This window comes from Rossellomorea sp. H136 (assembly GCF_056838065.1).
Window position 1 is genome coordinate 2,205,173 of sequence record NZ_CM166371.1, and the last position, 19,342, is coordinate 2,224,514.

The window sequence follows — 19,342 nt, forward strand, 5'->3', positions numbered from 1 at the left end:
ATATAGCACAATCGGAATAATAAGTATCGATCCCATCCTTTTTCCTTCCTGTCACCTAGAATAAATGTTCGTAAGGGGTTACATCTATTTGCATTTCGTTTAGTTTTTTTCGAAGAAACTTATGATCCCGTTTCGGAGTCGCCAGGATATACCCTCTTATGACTAATTCCTGAGTAATGGAAGAGGCTCTGTCTTTTAAAGCCAATTCTCCAATTTTACCTGCAATTTTTTGCTTCGCTACGTCTCTAAATAATTCGGGTACGGGTGTGACCAACTCATTGAGCATTTTCTTTTCCTCATCACCCCATAAATGGATGGTTTCATTCACATAATGCTCTTCCCAGTCCAAATCGGATTTTCCATCCTCTTTAGGAAATCTCTTTAAGAATTTCCTGAACATAAAGAATCCACCAATAGCAAATGAAGCCACTAAAAATACGACCCAAAACAGTATGAAATATAAGAACCAACCTTCAAGCATGCTTTCACCTCAATTTTTCAAAAAGCGTATGTATCGTATTCATTATAGACAAGGGAAAAGCTTGTGACAAGAATATCGCTGTTTTTACAAAAGAAGTCTATACTGTTCTTAATTAGAAATGATATACTATTAAATAACAAATATCGCGAAAATTCTTTCTATTTCGATTCTCGTGCTGGATGGATAGGGGGCTCACAGGATGATATATAGAGGGAGAATAGTATCAGTGCTCATTGGACTTTTACTAGTCTTGACATGGGATTTTATTTATTACTTTGTTCTGCATTATCCAGTGGATTTGAAAGTGGATTTGGTGTTCACTCTATTAATTCTCTTCATTAGCTACTATATGGGGAAAAATTATGACACAAGCTATAAAACTTTGGCTGCCCTGCGAAAGAGTGAGGAGAGAGTGAAGCTTCTAAATGAAGAAATGCAGCATGTGCTTCAGAGCATCGATGAAGTTGTCTTTCATACCAATTCCAAAGGAGAGTTTCAATTTCTGAATCAATCCTGGGAAGACTTCACGGGATATACGGTTAAAGAAAGTTTACATAAGAATGCACTTCATTTTATATCCCTACATGAACGTCATGAAATCCTTCGAATGATAAGACAAAGTATAAGCATGAAAAAGGAGAAAATGAAAATGGACTTCTCTTATCAGAAGAGGGATGGTCAGTTTCGTTGGGGTGAAGTGAATGTTAAGTTAAACTACAATGAAAACGGTGAACTTCTAGGAACGGTAGGAACCATCTCAGACATTACCGAAAGAGTACATAATGAAGAAGAATTGATTGAAATGAATGAAACGTTAGCCATAGAATCTCAAAAACTATCTGTCGCCGGGCAATTAGCAGCCGGAATTGCACATGAGGTACGTAATCCCCTTACGTCGATCAACGGTTTCTTACAGTTATTAAGAGATGATGCCGATGAGAAGACGAAGGAATACTTAGGAATTGTCTTTTCTGAAATTAAGAGGATTGAACTTGTGCTGAGCGAATTATTGATTCTCGCAAAGCCGCAATCCGTTACATATAGACGAATCAATATTATTGAGACCCTTGATCATGTTGCGAAATTATTAAATACGAATGCCATTTTATATAATATTGAAATCCAAACCGATTTTCATGAAAGGGAGCTCCATATTCGTGGAGATGAAAATCAGCTAAAGCAAGTATTTATTAACTTACTTAAAAACGCCATAGAAGCGATGCCTCATGGAGGAACGATTACGATAAGTGCAGACTTGACCTCTTATAACAAGGTTCAATTAACCTTCAAAGATGAGGGAGTAGGCATGAAAAATGAAACGCTGGATAAACTCGGGGAGCCATTCTTCACAACGAAGACGAAGGGAACGGGCTTAGGCCTCACCATATGTTTGAGAATTCTTCGTGATCATGGAGCGGACATCAGGGTGCAAAGCGAGCAGGGAGAAGGAACTACCTTCCATATCATGTTTGAAGCTGTTCAAGCTTCAGAGAGAAAAAGGAGGGAAACCTTACAAAACCAATAAAATAAGAGCCCTTATGGAACGAACATAAGGGCTCTTTCGTGTGTGAAGATATGGCGGGACTGCCTGGGAATCGAACCCAGCGGAGACGGCACGCGCCTCCCAAGAGGTTTTGAAGACCTAGGCATGCACCAGCTCTACAACCAGCCCCGAAAATAAGTATATATATGTTATACCATGGAAGAAAAACTTGTTCAAATGTTTTTAGAGTCTATAGGTACCATTGGCCTGTGTGTAAAGTGTGGTAATCAGATAGTAAACAAGCTATATATTTGAAATATTTATAAGATTTAAACTTTGGAGAAATTAGAAAATTCTTCTTTACCAGTCGATTCTCTCCGTGATAAGATACTTTTTGCCGGCTTATCATAAATTGAAGTAAGCGATTTCCTATAGGAATTGCTTACCTTCTATACTTGAACATGTTGAATGAGACAGAGAGGGGAAAACAAGTATGAAAAAAGTATGGTTTTTAGGTCTGGGTCTATCTTTAGCACTAGTTGGATGCTCTGATTCAGGTTCTGATGAAGCTAAAAAAGAGGAAACAACAAATGCAACGGAAGAAAACGCAAATGTTGCTGGAGATTTAATGGATTATTATTTAAATTTAACAACAACCGTCAATGGTGTTGATATTGATCTTAATGGATATGAAGAAGCGATTGCAGGAGAAGAGCCTCCTGCAGGAGAAGAGTTGGAAAAAATGAAAGAGGCTGCTGCAGCATCTGCAACTGATTCTGCTAAAGCAATAGAAGGCATGGAGATTCCTGGAAGTCTTGGTGATCATAAAGAAGCGGTGGAATCATTCCAATCGACCTTGACAGAATCATATAATATGAAAGCTGAAGCACTCTCTAAAGAGGGCGAAACAGATTTAACGGCAGCCAATGAAAAATTAAACGAAGCAGAAATCCAAATCAAAGAAATTCTTGATGAAGCTGGGTTAGTAAGCTCAAGCTTAATCAGTGATTTAAACGGGTAATCAAAAAAAGCGAATCCAGAACCTTCTGGATTCGCTTTTTTTCGATAAACAATACGTAACCTTTTTCTTATAAATTTCCTATATTAAAGTCGAGAGGAGGGAAAAGGATGGAGACCATTATCGCTTTTGTGTCTGAGGTGGGGTTTCCGATAGTTGTCACAATGTATCTCCTGTATCGTATTGAGACGAGGCTGGATGCCGTGATTACATCGATCCAAACACTGCCACAGCAGTTAAAAGAATAATAGAAGAGGCTGGGACAAAAGTTTTTTATCCTAAGTCAAACCCGAACAAACCTGCCTCTTAGTGTGCAGATTTGTTCGGGTCTATTATTTATTTTCGAATCATTTGATTTTAGCTGTTTCCAGGGGTTGATTGGAGTGCAAGACGAAGACTCCTGCGGGAGAGTAGCTTATGTGAGACCCCGCAGGCTTGCCGAGGAGGCTCACGGGCTACCCGCGGAAAGCGTAGTCTTGCACGGAAATCATTAGCGGTATAAAGACCCTACACTTCTATTGTCTGTCTTTTTATCGTGGTTTTTTAGTTTTGTCCCAGCCACTTTCTTGTTTTGGGAAATCCATTAAGGTATAGGGTGAAGTGAGAACGAATGTTCCTTGGAAAGACATTTCCTTTCACGTATAACTTCTTAGTTTGATATAATTTATGGAGATACTCATTGACCGGAGAGGAGAAAACAGTGATGAAATTCATTCACACCGCCGATTGGCATTTAGGTAAATTGGTTCATGGCATATATATGACAGAAGAACAGCGATACATATTAGAGGAGTTTATTGAACTTGTGAAAAAGGAAGAACCTGATGCAGTTGTCATTGCAGGTGATCTTTATGACCGATCCGTTCCTCCTACAGAAGCTGTAGAGTTGTTGGACGAAGTTTTATACCGAATTAACGTAGAATTAAAGACACCGATTGTAGCTGTTTCTGGAAATCATGATAGTGCGGAACGACTATCATTCGGTTCATCATGGTACAAGCACAGTCAATTTCACTTAAAAGGAAAACTGACAAATGACTTTACTCCAATCACAATTAAAGGGGTTCATTTCCACTGCGTTCCTTATGCTGAACCTGGTAATGTCAGACAAATACTAGAAGACGATTCTATTAACTCCCATCATGCTGCGATGGAGGCCATTGTGAAGAGAATCGAAGAGAAAATGAAACCAGATGAGCCGCATGTTTTTGTAGGTCATGCGTTTGTGCTGGGAGGGAAAACCACAGATTCAGAGCGAACCCTTTCTGTTGGGGGATCTGGCTGTGTCGGTGCAGATGTGTTTAAGTCCTTCCATTATTCAGCACTGGGTCATCTTCATAGTCCAGATGCTATAAAGCATGAAACAATTCGATATTCAGGGTCTCTATTAAAATACTCATTTTCTGAAGCGAGTCAGCGAAAGTCAGTGAGCATCGTAGAGATGGATGGGGATGGATCCTTCCGTTTGCGGGAAGAAGTGCTAAAGCCGAAGCAAGATATGAGAGAACTCCAGGGACTGATGGAAGAGCTTCTGGACCCTGCATTCTATCAATCCCAGAAAGTCGATGACTATCTAAAGATCACGTTACATGATGAAGGTACGTTAATCGATCCCATAAATCAATTGCGACAAGTCTATCCGAACGTCTTACATCTGGAGAGGAAAATGGATCTCACTGATGCCAAAAAGAAAAATACTTTCAAAGTATTGGAGGATAAGAAAAGGTCGGAACTGGATATGTTTAAAGAATTCTACGGAGATATGACCACAGGTGAATTTACCAATGAAAAGGAAGAAATCCTTAAGAACGTTATTGATAAAGCCAGAAAGGAGGTCGATCAAGTATGAAGCCTCTTCAATTAGTGATGCAAGCCTTTGGACCCTATGCAGGCAGAGAAACGATTGATTTTCGTTCGTTGGGGAACCGCACAATGTTCGTGATATCAGGGAAGACAGGGTCAGGGAAGACGACTATCTTTGATGGAATTTCCTATGCCATTTACGGTAAAGCAAGCGGTGAAGATCGCAGTCCGACTGAACTGAGAAGTCAATTTGCAAGTAATGATGTTATTACGGAGGTAGAGCTTACATTCAGTTTAAGAGGCAGATTGTATCGTATTTGGCGCTCTCCTCAGCAGGACAAAAAGAAAGCAAGAGGAGAAGGCTACACAACCATCAATGCCCGGTCTGAATTATACGTATATGATAAAGATGGGAAAGAACAGCTACTAGCGGCTAACGTCAGAGACGTGGATGAGAAAATCAAAGGGTTAATTCAACTGGATGCCAATCAATTCAGGCAGATTCTTATGATTCCTCAAGGAGAGTTTCGAAAGCTCTTAACTTCAGACAGTAAAGATAAGGAGCTTATCCTGCAACGTCTTTTCCATACAGAGCTTTATAAGACCATCCAGGAAAAACTGAAATCTGAGGCAGACGATTTAAAAAAGTCGGTAGAATCCTCTATGGAAGAACGAATAAGGGAATTACTTAGAATTCATTTTGAAGAAAATGAAGAGCTTCATTCACTATTATTAGAAAATCCATTGAGAGACCACCATATTCTTCAACTTCTCCCTGCTCACGTAGAAAGCATGGAAATAAGGGAGAAAGAAGTGCAGCTTAACTATGAAAGTGTGCAGGAAAAAAGAGATGCCCTCAAAAAGCAGCTTCAAGAGGCAGAAGGATTGGTCAATCAGTACGAACTTCAAGAAAAACTAAGAGCTGAGAAAGAATCCCTTTTAAAATTAAAGCCTGAAATCGAATCAATCGATAGGGGCATTTTATTAGCCCAGCGAGCCTCCCGTTTAGTTCCACAAGATGAGTATTGCCATAAACTTAATCGAAACTTGAAGGAACTGAAGGGTCAATTAGCTCAACTTATAGAAGAAAAGAATGAAATTTCAGATAAGCTTATAGTAGCTAAAGAAACATTCAAGAAAGAAAAAAATAACGAAAATCTCAGAGACGACATTTCAAAGAAAATCACTCAACTTGAAGAAATGGAAAAAGATATAGATTCTCTGGATATGTTGATGAAAGATACCAAAGAAATGAGAGAAAGATATGAGCAACAGCAAGACATCGTCCAAAAACAGACAGAGCAGATTTCATTTTTACAAGAAGGTATAAAATCCAGGGAGAAACGACTTGAAGAAGGCGAAAATGGTCAAGCAGATTTATTTAAATTAGAAAAATCTTTGCAAGAGAATCAATCCTTTTTAGAACAGGTAAATGAAATAGAGAAGTTGGATCAAAAATTTCAAATTGTCTATATTCAAGAGCAAAAAATAAAAGAACAGTATCGTCACCTTCAGAGACAAAGATTGGATGCGTCAGAAACTCTGGCTCATTTGGAAGAAAAGTGGCACTCTGCTCAAGCTGCACACCTAGCAAAAGGGCTGGTTGACCACGCTCCTTGCCCCGTTTGTGGCTCAGAGCATCATCCTCACCCAGCCGCCAGTGTTGATTCGTTACCCTCACAGGAAGATTTGAAAGTGGCGAAGGAAAAGCAGGAGGAACTCAACCAGGAAGAGAAAAGGATGAGCCTTGTGATCGCTCAAGAGGAAACAAAAATGCAGGGTATTCAGGAACAGATAGACGATTTCGTTCGAAAAATTCGTGAAAAGAAAAGCGACTTTAATCGGAACGAAATAGATGATACTCTATCTCAAGTGAAATCAGAGATTGAAGCCTTGAAAAGTACAATGGTTGAAAAGAAAAGTGAAGTCGAACAAGCAAAGGTAATGAGGGAAGAAGTAAGAAAAGGAAGGGAAAAGCTAGAAGAACTGGACGGCTCAAGATTGAAAAACCTAGACAAGCTACAGGAGCTGAACACTCTGTTCCTTACGAAGGATACTACCCTTCAAAAAGTGAAGGAAGATATTCCTTATGAGCTCCGATCAAAAGTTCAATATAACAAAGTGTTAAAAGAGCAGAAGAAAAAAAGAGAAGAATTGAAGACTGCATACGAGCGTGCCCAGAAGCAATACTATGAGCTTGAGAACATGTATAGCGTAAAAGAGTCACAAGTGAGTGACAATGAAACCCATATTGAAAAAGTTAATGCAGAGTTGAAAACAGAACGTGAAGCATTTCTTACGCTTCTTACAGAACAAGGTTTTTCAAACTATAAAGCATTCCAGGAAGCTAAAAAGTCTGAAGCAGAAATCCTGGGTCTTCAAGAAAAAGTGAAGGCGTATGGTGAAGACCTGCGTTCCGTTTCCGATCGTCTACATGACATCGAAATGCATTTACAGGATAAACATAAGCCTGATGTTAAAAGCATTGAAGAAAACATATCTCGTGTTACCGAGGAACTTAAGATTGTAAATGATAAACTTAATAAAATCATGACAAATACGAAAGAGAATAAGCTTATTCTTTCAAGGGTGACATCCATTAATGAAGGAATAAAGCATTTAGAATCCAGATATCAAATGGTCGGGCATCTGGCAGAAGTGGCCCGGGGGCAAAATGCAAATCGCATAACATTTGAAAGATATGTGCTTGCATCATTCCTCGAAGATATTCTTCAAGTGGCAAATGAACGATTAATCAAAATGACGTCCGGGCGATATCAGCTGATTAGAAAAACGGATAGAAGCAAAGGAAACGTCCAGAGTGGTTTAGAGCTTCTCATATTTGATCAGTACACAGGTCAGGAACGACACGTTAAAACGTTATCCGGAGGGGAGAGCTTCAAGGCATCGTTAGCATTGGCCCTCGGACTTGCAGATGTCGTGCAGCAGTATGCAGGTGGCGTCTCACTTGAAACAATGTTTATTGATGAAGGATTTGGAACACTGGACCCGGAATCTCTGGACCATGCAATTGAAGCACTGATGGATATTCAAAGCAGTGGCCGACTAGTAGGGTTGATTTCACACGTTCCAGAGTTAAAAGAGAGAATCGACGCCAGATTAGAGGTCATATCCTCTCAAAGCGGAAGCATGACTGAATTTCAATTTCTTGCTTAGGCTTATAGTTTAATGCATTTCTTAAGGGAATACTATGAACCGATGGGCACAGCATTCATCCCAAATATAAGTTTTGATAAAAAATCCTGGACTACATTTAAACTTTTGACGAAGTAACCTAAAATAAAATATAAGAAAGAAAAAGGTGATTTTCCCATTTTCACTTGAAGTCAGTGTGAAAGCAGAGTTAATTGAAAAATTACAGGAGGCTCCATATAAAGAAGTGAAAAGTACACTGGAAAAGTCTTTGGAAAATGAAATTGAAAAAGTTTATAACATTGGGCTGGACAAACAAGTGGATTTACTGAATGTAGGTGAAAAATGGTATAGGTACCATCCACTAAAGTTTAGGAAGCTTGAAGAACAGCCTTCATTCTATTTAACAGGCAATTCATTAGACAAAGTGAAAGTAAGGGTGGATATCACTCATTTCAACGCATATCGTTACGATCACAAAAGCTTGGAATAAGATTAAGTCGGAAAAACACCAAAATAAATTGGTGTTTTTCCCATTTTCTCTTTCATTTTCCAGATCAATTGAATACCATGGAAATAGTAATAATTTGAATGGAGGCATCATTGATGAAAATAAGTATTTACATATTATTATTGTTAGTATCTGCCGTAGTTGCAATTGGATGGAGCTGGAAGAGACTGTTGGATTTCAATACCTATAAAAAACCATTCTTGGAGGGAGTCGCTCTTCAATTTTTATTTCTTCTTTTTGCATCGGTATGGTGGCTCATTACAGAGGATACTTCAGATGGTGTCATAGGTGTTTTCTATTATTTTCTTGCTTTCCTTACGATAATGGTCGTTCATGGTTTTACCCTGCACTATTTATTTTCAAAGAAAAAAATGCAGGAACGGGAAGAATGAGTGTGATCGGGGTCGATGCTGGTGGAACGTTAACCAAGATCGTGTATGAGGAAAATGGCGAGCTTCATTTTAAAACCTTCTCTAGTGAGCAGCAAGAGAGTGTGCTGCAGTGGCTTACAATCCTGGCCCAAAATCATAAGCTTTATATAACGGGAGGAAAAGCAGAGAAGTGGGGAGAAACCTTTCCACAAGCACGTATTGTTGGAGAATTCGAAGCGGTATGCAGTGGAGCTAAACTTCTCCTTAAAGAGGAAAAAAGAGACCTGAAACAGTTCATCCTCATAAATATAGGAACAGGGACGTCTTTTTTTAAGGTTGATGAAAACGGATGTGAAAGATTACTTGGTAGTGGATTAGGGGGAGGAACCTTTATGGGATTGGGAGGTTTACTAACTGGAGAATCTGACTATCACGAGCTGGTACGATTATCAAAAGAAGGTAAACGAGAACTAGTTGATTTATCAGTGAGAGACATTTATGAGGCAATGAATTCTCCAGTGCCTGAACATTTGACAGCTGCTAATTTTGCTAAAGGGGATTCTTCTTCTAAGAAAACAGACAAACTGCGGGCTCTATCGAATATGATAGCAGAAACCATTATTCTACTTGCATCTCAAGCATCTCAAGCGTCTCAAGCCCATAAGTTAAAGCATTTCGTGTTTATTGGAAGTACGTTGAAATCAAATCCTGCTTTAAAAGAGGACCTTTCACAATTTCAAGATATGTTATCCTACACCCCTATTTTTCCAGAGAAAGGTGCATACGCTGGAAGTCTGGGAGCCTTTAATGTTGGATGGGAAGCAGAGCATTCACAAAATAGACAATGAATATTGCCTCTGCTGATTGTTTTTTAATCCCCTTTTTACTAACATAGAATGGAGATATAGATAAAGTCGGAGGAGATAAAGATGTCAAAAACTAAACCATTCATTGTGGTGATGACCATCATCGGTATTCTCCTTGCAGGTTGCAGTAATAGTAACTTTCAAGCAGAAACAGATTATGAAGTGAAAGAGTTTTCTTATACGAATCAAAATAATCAAGAAGTCGGTTTGAATGATTTGAAAGGACAAGTCTGGATCGCAGATTTCATATTCACGAATTGTGAAACAGTTTGTCCACCAATGACATTTAATTTAACGAAGCTTCAAGAAAAGCTGAAAGAAGAAGGGGTAGAGGATTACAAAATCGTTTCCTTTAGCGTAGATCCTGACAATGATACACCGGACGCATTAAAAGAATATATTTCAAACTTTGAAGCAGATACAAGTAAATGGGAACTACTTACAGGCTATGAATTTGACGAGGTAAAGGACCTTGCGGAACATTCCTTCCGCTCGATTGTAGCCGACGATCCTAATTCCGATCAGATGATTCATGGTACCAGCTTCTACTTGGTGAATCAAAAAGGTACAGTTGTCAAAACGTATAGTGGCAATAGTGACGTCCCATACGATGAAATTGTCGGAGATATGAAAACATTGATTGATGAGGGATCTGAATAGACTTTTTCGAAGGAGAATCACAGCATGAATGGTGATTCTCTTTTTTCTATTGAATTCCCATTCCAAAATCAGGGTTTTAAGGACTATAATGATAGAATAAGAGCCGTTATGTTGTGTATTTTGTATTTCAAAGTTTAGACCTATTGGAATGGTGAAGCAGGATTGTGATAAAGTAAAAGAAACGCAACTAAATTAAAGGGCAGCAGGTGAAGTAACATTCGAAACTCAAAAGGTATGATGATGTTTGATATAGCCATAACGCTATTTATATTTATGTGGGTATTGAAATCTTTTTCAGATGGAGATGTATGGAAGGGAATCTTATTCACCATTTGTTTTGCCATAATGGCCGGCGTCCTATTTTTCCGGTTCAAAAAGAAACGATAGAAAGAAGGTGAGAGGATGGGGAAACAATATTATACGATTGGAATGGCCGGACATATTGATCATGGAAAAACCACTCTCACAAAGGCACTGACTTCTGTCGATACTGATCGATTAAAGGAGGAAAAGGAGCGCAACATCTCGATTGAACCCGGGTTTGCCCCATTATATCAAGATGAAGATATGGAAATTTCTGTAGTAGATGTGCCTGGTCATGAGCGGTTTATTCGCCAGATGATCGCAGGTGTGGCCGGCATCGATCTCGTTGTGTTAGTGGTAGCCGCAGACGAAGGTGTGATGCCGCAAACGAAGGAACACCTTGATATACTGGCGTTACTAGGAATCACTCAAGGCATTGTTGTGCTGACGAAAATATCGAAAGTTGAGGAAGAACTAAGGGATATGGCTCTTGAAGAAGTGATAGATGAGTTGAAGGGAACAGTATTTGAAGGTGCCCATGTCTTGATGGCAGATAGTATATCGGGAGAGGGTGTCCAAGAGCTAAAACAGAAAGTTGTTAATGTATTAAAGAGCATGACTTCAAGAAGTATCAGAGGCGATTTTCGTCTGCCGATTGATCAAGTTTTTACTGTAAAGGGTCAGGGAACAGTCGTAAGAGGGACTGTTTTTGAAGGAACCTTGGAAACTGGAGAGGGAATAACCATATTACCTCAAGGAATACATACGAAAGCGAAACAAATTCAAGCCCATCATAGGAAAGAGAGTAGTGCTTATGCTGGTCAGCGTGCAGCGATAAATCTTTCTGGAGTGGATTACAAAGAATTGAGAAGAGGAAATGTACTCGTCACATCCACACATTTTACCGTGACCAACACGATTGACGTGTGTCTCGAAGTATTACATACAGTAAACCATCCTATAAAACAAAGAATGCCAGTTGTGGTTCATGTAGGAACTTCCGAAGTGATGGGGAAGCTCGTTTTTTTCGATCGAAATAAAGTCGTTTCGGAAACCGACCCTATTCTATGTCAAATCCGGCTTAATGAATCGATTGTTGCCAAAAGAGGAGATCGTTTTATATTAAGAAGACCCTCTCCAATTGAAACTATCGGGGGAGGCTGGATTATTCAGCCGAATGGTGGGAAATACAAGTTCGGAAAGGAAACGATGGCCATTCTTCAGTCTGAACGGCACGGTACACCTCAGGAAAGAGTTCTAAGGCTGGTTGAACAATACAAATGTGTGGATGAAGATTTCATCGTTAGAGAAGCATCCATAACTCATAAAGACCTGCATGATATGCTGCAGGTTGATGATGAATGGATTGTATTTTCACAATCAAAGGTTACGCATATGAAAATAGTGGATGAATGCGTGAATTCGATCGACCAGATTCTTCGAGGATTCCATGAGGAGTTTCCTTTATTACAAGGGATCAATATTGGTGAGTTGAAGCAATCTTTAAAAAGGTACACAGGAGCTTTAGTGGACTATGCGATTGAGCAAAAATATTGGAAGCGAAACAGTGGTTTTCTTTGCTTAGAGGAATTCATTCCTCATTTACCACCTGAATGGGAGAAACGATGCAATCAGCTCATTACCTTATTAGAGGCTGATGGTACACAAGTAAAAGACAAGGAAGAGTATTTTCATCAAGTAGGTATCCCTCTAAAATGGCAGTCTGCTTTTTATCACTTTTTTATCCAGGAAAAGAAAATCGTGCCATTGGATGATAAAAAATCCTATTCTTATCAAGTTTTTATGAAAGCTGTTGAAGAATTAAAAGAAAAAACCGGCGATATATTCGATATAGCAGATGCCAAAGCCGCTCTTGGATTATCCAGAAAATACTTGATCCCCTTTTTAGAAAAGCTGGATAAGGATGGTCTGACTTTAAGGACCCAGGGGATTCGTAAATGGATTGGAAATAGTATAAAGGGATGAAGAATGAATGAAGGTAGAAACAGTGATGTATTCGTTAGTAATGATACAGCGTGGGGACAAAGTGCTGTTATTAAATAGGCCGGCGAAGAAAGAATATCCTGGTTACATTGCACCGGGAGGTAAAATTGACTTCCCCGAAAGTCCTGCAGCAGGTGCAATCCGAGAGGTAAGAGAAGAGACAGGTTTACAGGTAGAAAAATTAAGGTATAAAGGGTTAGATGAATACGTTGTACCAGAAAAGGGATTTCGATATATCGTGTATAATTACCTTGCCTATGAAACCACAGGTGAGCTCCTCGAAAACCCTCCTGAAGGTGAATTGGTTTGGGTCTCAAAGTCAGAAGCCTTAGATTTACCGATGCAGCATTTTTTTAAACGAAATTTCCCTTTGTTTTTCGAGACAGGGACTTTTGAAATCCACACCTCCTGGAATGGAATCGATAAAGAGACTGCTGAGGTGACGATTCGCCAATTGTCATAATGCTTCTCTTTCAAACATATATCATCGTAAATAAACTCAATCATCGTTGTAGCTTAGAGGAAAGTAGGAAAAGGAATCATGAAAGAATTATGGAGCGCATTTGGATGGGTTCTTCCAATTATTATGGTTGTGACGATTTCCCTTATCTTTGCGGTCTCCTTTTGGAAGAAAAGAAAGGGTAAGGGCAGATGGATGAATTTACTGCCTGTTCTGTTTACGTGTATAACGATTGGAGCGATCTGTTTAATCACCTTGACCCCTTTGACGGGTGGAAATGTTTCAGAGGGATCCGTGAATTTTGATCCATTTTCTAATTTGAAGTTGAATTTAATTTACCGGAATCATTTAGATGTGCCCATTCGAAACTTAATGGCCAATATATTATTGTTCATTCCATTAACCTTTTTTGTTGCTTGGTGGATGAGGCGGTCGAAGCAGATTATTCTGATGGTTACATTTATCGGAGCACTTTTCTCCTTTGGAATTGAGTTTGCTCAATACTATCTTCCATTAGGAAGAGCAACCGATATTGATGATTGGATAATGAATACATTTGGTTCATTTATTGGTGGCCTCCTTTTTGTGTTCGCACGCTTAATCTATAATCTATTGAGAATCAATAAGAAGATAAACTGAGAGTATTAACGTTATGTTAATGCTCTTTTTTTCGGTAAATACTATAAAGGCACAAAAGATGCCTGGAACTTAGATATATTTTGGGGGAAATGTATAGTCCTTCTCCTTAAACAAAAGCTAACACATATAAAGGAGGTGAGTTCTCTTGCTGAAAATAGGATTTAAAGCAATCGTGATCTCGGCTGCTTTTATCTCGATTCTGTTCTTCATCATGCACTGGGACGTGAAACAAGGTGTGAAAAACTATTCGAGAACTCACCCCATTACGGAAACCCTCTCTCATGAAGCTGCAATCAATGTCTACAATTCGGGGAAGGATTTATATGAAAAATTGTTTGAGGATATTAAAATAGCAAATGAGCTGGTTTGGATTCATTTTTTCATTATCAGGGACGATCAGATTTCCAACGAGTTTTTTGATTTGCTGATTGAAAAGGCTAAGGATGGGATAGATGTTCGATTGTCTGTTGACTTCCTTGGTTCAGATATTAAGAAGGAAAGTATAAAGAGGATGGAAGAAGGAGGGGTGAAGATTGTCAAAAGCAGGCCTCTATCCCCAAAGAACTTCTTTTATTCCCTTCATCATCGGAACCATCGCAGGCTCATTTCCATTGATCAAAGAATTGCCTATATTGGAGGCTTAAATATGGGTGATGAATATTTAGGGAAAGACCCTAAACTTGGGTACTGGAGGGACTATCATATACGGTTGGAGGGTGAGGCAGGAATTGAGGTGGCCCAGCAGTTTAAAAGGGACTGGATCGAGGATGGGGCAGAAAGTATGGAGAGCGTACACCTTTCTCTTCCTTCAAATGAAAATGAGGGGAGCAGCGTTCAATTCTTGTTCTCAACAGGAGACAGTATTGTAGATAAGACAGTAAACTGGATTAACAGTTCAAAAGAGAGTGTCACAATTACAACGCCATATTTTTTACCAAATGGGAAACTTATTTCAGCTTTAAAGAAAGCAGTGAAGCGTGGGGTGAAAGTGAAGATCCTTATTCCGAACGATACAGATGCATGGTTCACAAAGCCGCCAAGTTACAGAATAGAGAAAACCTTGATCGAGGGCGGAGTGGACTTTTATTTATATGAAAAAGGATTTTTCCACGGTAAAGTGCTTGTCATTGATCATCAATGGGCAGATATAGGTACAGCCAATTGGGATCCACGGAGCTTCTACTTAAATGATGAAAGCAACTGCATCATTAACGATGCAAGAGTTGCCGCCGAACTAGAATCACTCATCCTAAATGACATTAATGATAGTGAAAAATTGACCATTAAGGCTTTTAATGAACTACCTGCCTGGCAAAAAGCGCTCCGTAAAACGCCTGAATGGGTGTATTATTATTTCTAAGAATCAATAATTTTTATTGAATAAGAAAATATGGTAAAGTGATTTCATATCTTATAAAGAATACACCTTACTGAAGAAAGGGATTGTCCATGAGCGAGCTCTTGTTTGTATCTTTGTTTATTCTTTCGTTATTGGCTTTTAAGTTTTTTAACGTGTTAAAGAAGAAACATGTATCAAAGTCTCACAAGTCTGTAGCAGTTAGTATCGTGATCTTTTCTGTTATCGGCATGATGTTGACGGTCCTCTTTTATCTTCCAAATGCATCTTAGAAAGCAACCTCAATAAACTGATTTAAGGAATAATCACACGAGAGAAGCGTTCTCGTGTGTTTTTTTGTTAATAAAAGAATTGGTGCTTACTAAATGGACAGCTATAATCAGTAAGAAGTTGTTCGTCTTTGTAATAAACGTAGCTGCTTTCTTTCGGCCGTGAATTTGATATGATAGGAGAAGGTTTGTTTCATGTAAGTAAGATAGTGACTTAAGCATAAATGTACGAAAGGCAATAAAGGAGAATATAGATGAAAGCTGCAATGATTTTTGACATGGATGGAACGTTATTTCAAACGGATCGTATTCTTGAAGCTTCACTTCATGATACCTTTGAACGACTAAGAGATGAAGGAATGTGGAAAGGTGATACACCTCTTGCTGTATACAGAGAAATAATGGGTGTCCCTCTCTCTGTTGTGTGGAAATCACTTTTACCTCATCATCCCTTACATGTACATGGAAAAGTGAATGATGTATTTCATGAAAAACTGATTGATAATATTCAGAAAGGAAATGGAGCCCTCTATCCACATACGGTGGAACTATTAACTTATTTATCAGGGAGAGGGTTTCCGATCTTTGTGGCAAGCAATGGATATCCTCAGTATTTAAAGACAATCGTGGAGTACTTTCGTTTGGATCAATGGATCTTGGACTGCTACAGCATTCAGGAAATACATTCAGATGACAAAGGGGAGTTGATTCGAAAAATCAAGGAAGATCATAATCTGACACATGGGATTGTGATTGGAGATAGATTGTCTGACTTTAAAGGAGCAGAGGCAAATCACTTTCTTTCGATAGGTTGTGCTTTTGATTTTTCTCAGGAAAAAGAATTAAGTGAAGCGGATATTGTGGTTGAAGATCTCTTGGAGGTTAAAGAATATCTGGAGGAAATGAAATAAAGGAGGGATCCAGGTGGAGGATGAACAACTAGCCGTATATGATGAATACGGTAATAGAATTGGAATAGCCAGTCGTTCCGAGGTGCATATAAAGGGATATTGGCATGAAACCTTTCATTGCTGGCTTGCGCATATTGATGAAAGTAGTGGAGAGACCAATATTTATTTCCAACTGAGAAGTGATAAGAAAAAGGATTTCCCCCGCTTACTTGATATTACGGCCGCTGGACATATCTTGTCACAGGAGAATATTGAAGACGGTGTGAGAGAAGTTCATGAAGAGCTTGGACTTCTTATCACGATAAATGAACTGCAATCATTAGGAATTGTAAAAGGTCAGTTAATTCAACGGGGTATGATCGATCGGGAACTGACTCACGTATTCCTTTATTCCAAGCCAGTTGCATATGACGAGTTTCAACTTCAGTTAGAAGAAGTGTCCGGTATTTTCCATTCAAGTTTACAAGACTTTAAAGCGCTCCTTCAACAAACGAAAGAGGAAATCGACGTAGAAGGATTTCTTGTTAATGGTACAGGGGAAAAGGACTTCATGAAGCAAAGGGTGAGTTACCATCACTTTGTTCCACATGAAAGGTCCTACCTTCTTGAAATTATTGAGCGCATATCGGCTCATCTTTAGAAATTAATTCGTCCTTCCCATAGTCAATGTGGATAATAAAGGCTATTATAGTAATCTAGTACATACATAATGTGAAAAGAGAGTAGGAGGACACACTTGAACGGCACAGCACATATGGCAATTGGAGCAGCAACAGGATTTATTGTGGCCAACTCATTTGGATCTGGTCCTGACATAACGGCCGCACTTGTGGCAATAGGCGGAATATCCGGACTCATGCCTGATATGGATATTGACGGAAAGCTTAGTAACAAGGTTACTTTTTCACCTAAAATGATCAGAGCAGTGGCACCAATCATTGGGTTTCTAATGATGGTATACAGCTATCTGGAAGGAATCGGAAAAGAACGATGGCTTGGTATTGGATATGGTGCAGGAATGATGATTCTCGCAAGTTTCATTACCCAGAGAAGAATGCTGATGATTACGGGCATCGGTGTGACAGCATGCGGTTGGCAGTTGAATGAAACATGGTTATGGTTGTTAGGTATCTATATTTTCATTGCCTCATTCATTTCACATCGAAGTTATACTCACTCTGTACTTGGAATTGTGTATTATGGCATGATTGCTCATTATCTAGAGTCATCTTTAATGATTGATGGGGTATTTGAAGCATGTGTAATTGGATATGCCAGTCATCTGATCGCGGATATGAAATTTCTTCCTTTCAATAAGAGAGGCATAAAGCTTTTCCTTCCCCTTTCATCCAAAGAAATCTAAAATGTGTTTACACCCACTTGACCATTATTTCCCGATACATTAAAATAATGGAAACACATTAAATAGTTAAATGCGATGAGGAAGAAGAGTAGACGAACGAAACATTTCAGAGAGCTGATGGCTGGTGAGAATCAGTATGGTGAAATCGTTGAATGGGCTTTTGAGCATCCAGGCTGAAATTAAGTAGGTTATGGCGGAAGGTCTCACCGATAAAAGAGACGATGTATCGAAGGCGACTTCTGTACAGATGAGTGCGTTTACTAAAGTGTAAGCGAATAAAGGTGGCACCACGGGTTTCCCGTCCTTTTTTAGAGGATGGGAAGCCCTTTTTGTGTTTATATTTATTATTTTTCAGCGGAGGGAATTGTTATGAAAAAACAAGTTCTGACTGGTATTAAACCAACAGGCCGTATTCATTTGGGGAATTATATTGGTGCAATCAAACCGGCATTACAATTGGCAGAGAACCAATCCTACAACACAGCTTATTTTGTAGCGGATTATCATGGTTTAACGAAAATAAATGATCATAATGAAATGAAACAATTATCTTATGGAGTAGCAGCAGCTTGGTTAGCATTAGGCTTGGATCATGAGAGAGCGGTCTTTTACCGTCAATCCGATGTACCTGAAATCTTTGAATTGAGCTGGATCCTGTCTTGTTTTGCACCGAAAGGATTAATGAACAGGGCCCATGCATATAAATCATTGGTCGAAGAAAATGAAAAAAGCGGCAAAGATGTAGATGCTGGGGTCAACATGGGATTATTCACTTATCCAATTTTAATGGCAGCTGATATTTTACTCTTTCAAACCGAGATGGTCCCTGTTGGAAAAGATCAGATACAACATGTTGAAATCGCCCGTGACATAGCTGAAAGCTTTAACAAACAATATGGAGAAATATTTGTCATCCCTGAATATGTCATTCAAGAAGAAACGGCCGTACTCCCGGGACTCGACGGACGTAAGATGAGTAAAAGCTATAACAACACCATTCCATTATTTGAAGAACCAAAAAAGCTTCAAAAATTAATCAATAAAATCAAAACAGATTCTACCCCCCCTGAAGAGCCTAAGGATCCTGACTCCTCCATCATTTTTACGCTATATAATGAATTTGCAACCTCCGATCAAGTTGAAGAAATGAGAAGGAGATTTCAAGAAGGAATAGGGTGGGGAGAAGCGAAAAAAGAGCTATTCCAAGTAATGAATTCTTTTATCGAAGAACCAAGATCGAAATATGAAGAACTGATGGCGAGTCCCCATTTGCTGGATGCAATCTTACAAAATGGAGCAAAAGAAGCACGGGAAAAAACCATTCCATTCATGAAAGAGATTAAAAGGAAAATAGGAATTTATCATTGAAATAGAACAAGGTAGTGAAGCGCAATAGTCATTTTGTTTTTCAGATAATTCATAATTCTCATTGACATTTCTTCTTCTTTGTTATAAGTTATGGGAAAGTTATTTTTCGCAAAATCATATAGTTTCTTATCAAGAGAGGTAGAGGGACTGGCCCGAAGACACCTCAGCAACCAGCCAAAGTTATAGGTATGGTGCTAATTCCAGCAAGTTGATGTCAACTTGGACGATAAGAGGGAGAACGAACGTATAAAACCTTCTTATTTTCATTAAGAAGGTTTTTTTGTTTTTTTCCCTTTTCGTATTCAAGATAGAAAAGGAGAGA

Annotated in this window: 18 protein-coding genes, 1 tRNA gene, 1 riboswitch and 1 other annotated feature; of the genes, 17 read left to right on the plus strand and 2 right to left on the minus strand. The window is 38.9% G+C overall.

The window, feature by feature from the left end; translation table 11 throughout:
* Window positions 1-55 precede the first annotated feature (55 nt).
* Window positions 56-481 carry a DUF2621 domain-containing protein gene (locus ACYH0O_RS11065; RefSeq protein ID WP_149155632.1) on the minus strand — a complete coding sequence of 142 codons (426 nt, stop codon included), beginning with the start codon at window positions 479-481 and terminating at the stop codon, window positions 56-58.
* A gap of 199 nt (window positions 482-680) precedes the next feature.
* On the opposite strand from ACYH0O_RS11065, the gene ACYH0O_RS11070 reads away from it, so the two are divergent.
* Entirely contained in the window at window positions 681-2,006 is a 1,326-nt protein-coding gene (locus tag ACYH0O_RS11070) for an ATP-binding protein (protein WP_482632253.1), read from the plus strand.
* A 51-nt stretch (window positions 2,007-2,057) separates the two neighbouring features.
* Here the strand turns inward: ACYH0O_RS11070 and ACYH0O_RS11075 are convergent.
* Window positions 2,058-2,154 (minus strand) — tRNA-Sec (locus ACYH0O_RS11075).
* Between the two features lie 303 nt (window positions 2,155-2,457).
* Here ACYH0O_RS11075 and ACYH0O_RS11080 point away from each other — a divergent pair.
* The 16 genes from ACYH0O_RS11080 to ACYH0O_RS11155 all read left to right on the plus strand — a co-directional run bounded on the left by ACYH0O_RS11080 (window position 2,458) and on the right by ACYH0O_RS11155 (window position 19,020).
* A complete protein-coding gene (locus tag ACYH0O_RS11080) occupies window positions 2,458-2,985 on the plus strand; it encodes a hypothetical protein (protein ID WP_482632254.1) in 528 nt (175 codons plus the stop codon).
* A gap of 107 nt (window positions 2,986-3,092) precedes the next feature.
* On the plus strand, window positions 3,093-3,230 hold the full coding sequence (locus ACYH0O_RS11085; RefSeq protein WP_482632255.1) for a YvrJ family protein: 138 nt from the start codon (window positions 3,093-3,095) through the stop codon (window positions 3,228-3,230).
* Between the two features lie 455 nt (window positions 3,231-3,685).
* On the plus strand, window positions 3,686-4,831 hold the full coding sequence (locus tag ACYH0O_RS11090; RefSeq protein WP_149155635.1) for an exonuclease SbcCD subunit D: 1,146 nt from the start codon (window positions 3,686-3,688) through the stop codon (window positions 4,829-4,831).
* Window positions 4,828-7,962: an AAA family ATPase gene (locus tag ACYH0O_RS11095; protein WP_482632256.1), complete on the plus strand. Its 3,135-nt coding sequence runs from the start codon at window positions 4,828-4,830 to the stop codon at window positions 7,960-7,962. Before ACYH0O_RS11090 ends, ACYH0O_RS11095 begins: the two co-directional genes overlap by 4 nt.
* 145 nt (window positions 7,963-8,107) lie before the next feature.
* Window positions 8,108-8,431 (plus strand): Ger(x)C family spore germination C-terminal domain-containing protein, encoded by a 324-nt coding sequence (locus tag ACYH0O_RS11100; protein WP_482632257.1) that lies wholly within the window; start codon window positions 8,108-8,110, stop codon window positions 8,429-8,431.
* A 113-nt stretch (window positions 8,432-8,544) separates the two neighbouring features.
* Window positions 8,545-8,841, plus strand: coding sequence for a hypothetical protein (locus tag ACYH0O_RS11105; protein WP_149155638.1), 297 nt, complete (start codon window positions 8,545-8,547; stop codon window positions 8,839-8,841).
* Complete coding sequence (gene coaW, locus ACYH0O_RS11110; protein ID WP_482632258.1) at window positions 8,838-9,668, plus strand: type II pantothenate kinase; 831 nt, start codon at window positions 8,838-8,840, stop codon at window positions 9,666-9,668. The genes ACYH0O_RS11105 and coaW overlap by 4 nt, the downstream gene beginning before the upstream one ends.
* Window positions 9,669-9,749: 81 nt before the next feature.
* Entirely contained in the window at window positions 9,750-10,346 is a 597-nt protein-coding gene (locus tag ACYH0O_RS11115; RefSeq protein WP_482632259.1) for an SCO family protein, read from the plus strand.
* Window positions 10,347-10,748: 402 nt separating this feature from the next.
* Window positions 10,749-12,635: a selenocysteine-specific translation elongation factor gene (gene selB, locus ACYH0O_RS11120; RefSeq protein ID WP_482632260.1), complete on the plus strand. Its 1,887-nt coding sequence runs from the start codon at window positions 10,749-10,751 to the stop codon at window positions 12,633-12,635.
* Between the two features lie 7 nt (window positions 12,636-12,642).
* On the plus strand, window positions 12,643-13,116 hold the full coding sequence (locus ACYH0O_RS11125; protein ID WP_482632261.1) for an NUDIX domain-containing protein: 474 nt from the start codon (window positions 12,643-12,645) through the stop codon (window positions 13,114-13,116).
* Between the two features lie 78 nt (window positions 13,117-13,194).
* Window positions 13,195-13,752: a VanZ family protein gene (locus ACYH0O_RS11130; RefSeq protein WP_482632262.1), complete on the plus strand. Its 558-nt coding sequence runs from the start codon at window positions 13,195-13,197 to the stop codon at window positions 13,750-13,752.
* Window positions 13,753-13,897: 145 nt separating this feature from the next.
* The gene (locus ACYH0O_RS11135) at window positions 13,898-15,112 is read left to right on the plus strand and encodes a phospholipase D-like domain-containing protein (RefSeq protein ID WP_482632263.1); all 1,215 of its coding nucleotides are present in this window, start codon (window positions 13,898-13,900) and stop codon (window positions 15,110-15,112) included.
* 520 nt (window positions 15,113-15,632) lie between these two features.
* Window positions 15,633-16,289 (plus strand): HAD hydrolase-like protein, encoded by a 657-nt coding sequence (locus ACYH0O_RS11140; RefSeq protein ID WP_482632264.1) that lies wholly within the window; start codon window positions 15,633-15,635, stop codon window positions 16,287-16,289.
* 13 nt (window positions 16,290-16,302) lie between these two features.
* Window positions 16,303-16,929: an NUDIX hydrolase gene (locus tag ACYH0O_RS11145; protein WP_482632265.1), complete on the plus strand. Its 627-nt coding sequence runs from the start codon at window positions 16,303-16,305 to the stop codon at window positions 16,927-16,929.
* Window positions 16,930-17,025: 96 nt separating this feature from the next.
* Window positions 17,026-17,652: a metal-dependent hydrolase gene (locus ACYH0O_RS11150; RefSeq protein WP_482632266.1), complete on the plus strand. Its 627-nt coding sequence runs from the start codon at window positions 17,026-17,028 to the stop codon at window positions 17,650-17,652.
* Between the two features lie 66 nt (window positions 17,653-17,718).
* Window positions 17,719-17,961 (plus strand) — a binding site (T-box leader).
* A 60-nt stretch (window positions 17,962-18,021) separates the two neighbouring features.
* Window positions 18,022-19,020 (plus strand): tryptophan--tRNA ligase, encoded by a 999-nt coding sequence (locus ACYH0O_RS11155; protein ID WP_482632267.1) that lies wholly within the window; start codon window positions 18,022-18,024, stop codon window positions 19,018-19,020.
* Window positions 19,021-19,143: 123 nt separating this feature from the next.
* Window positions 19,144-19,253: riboswitch (SAM riboswitch) on the plus strand.
* Window positions 19,254-19,342 lie beyond the last annotated feature (89 nt).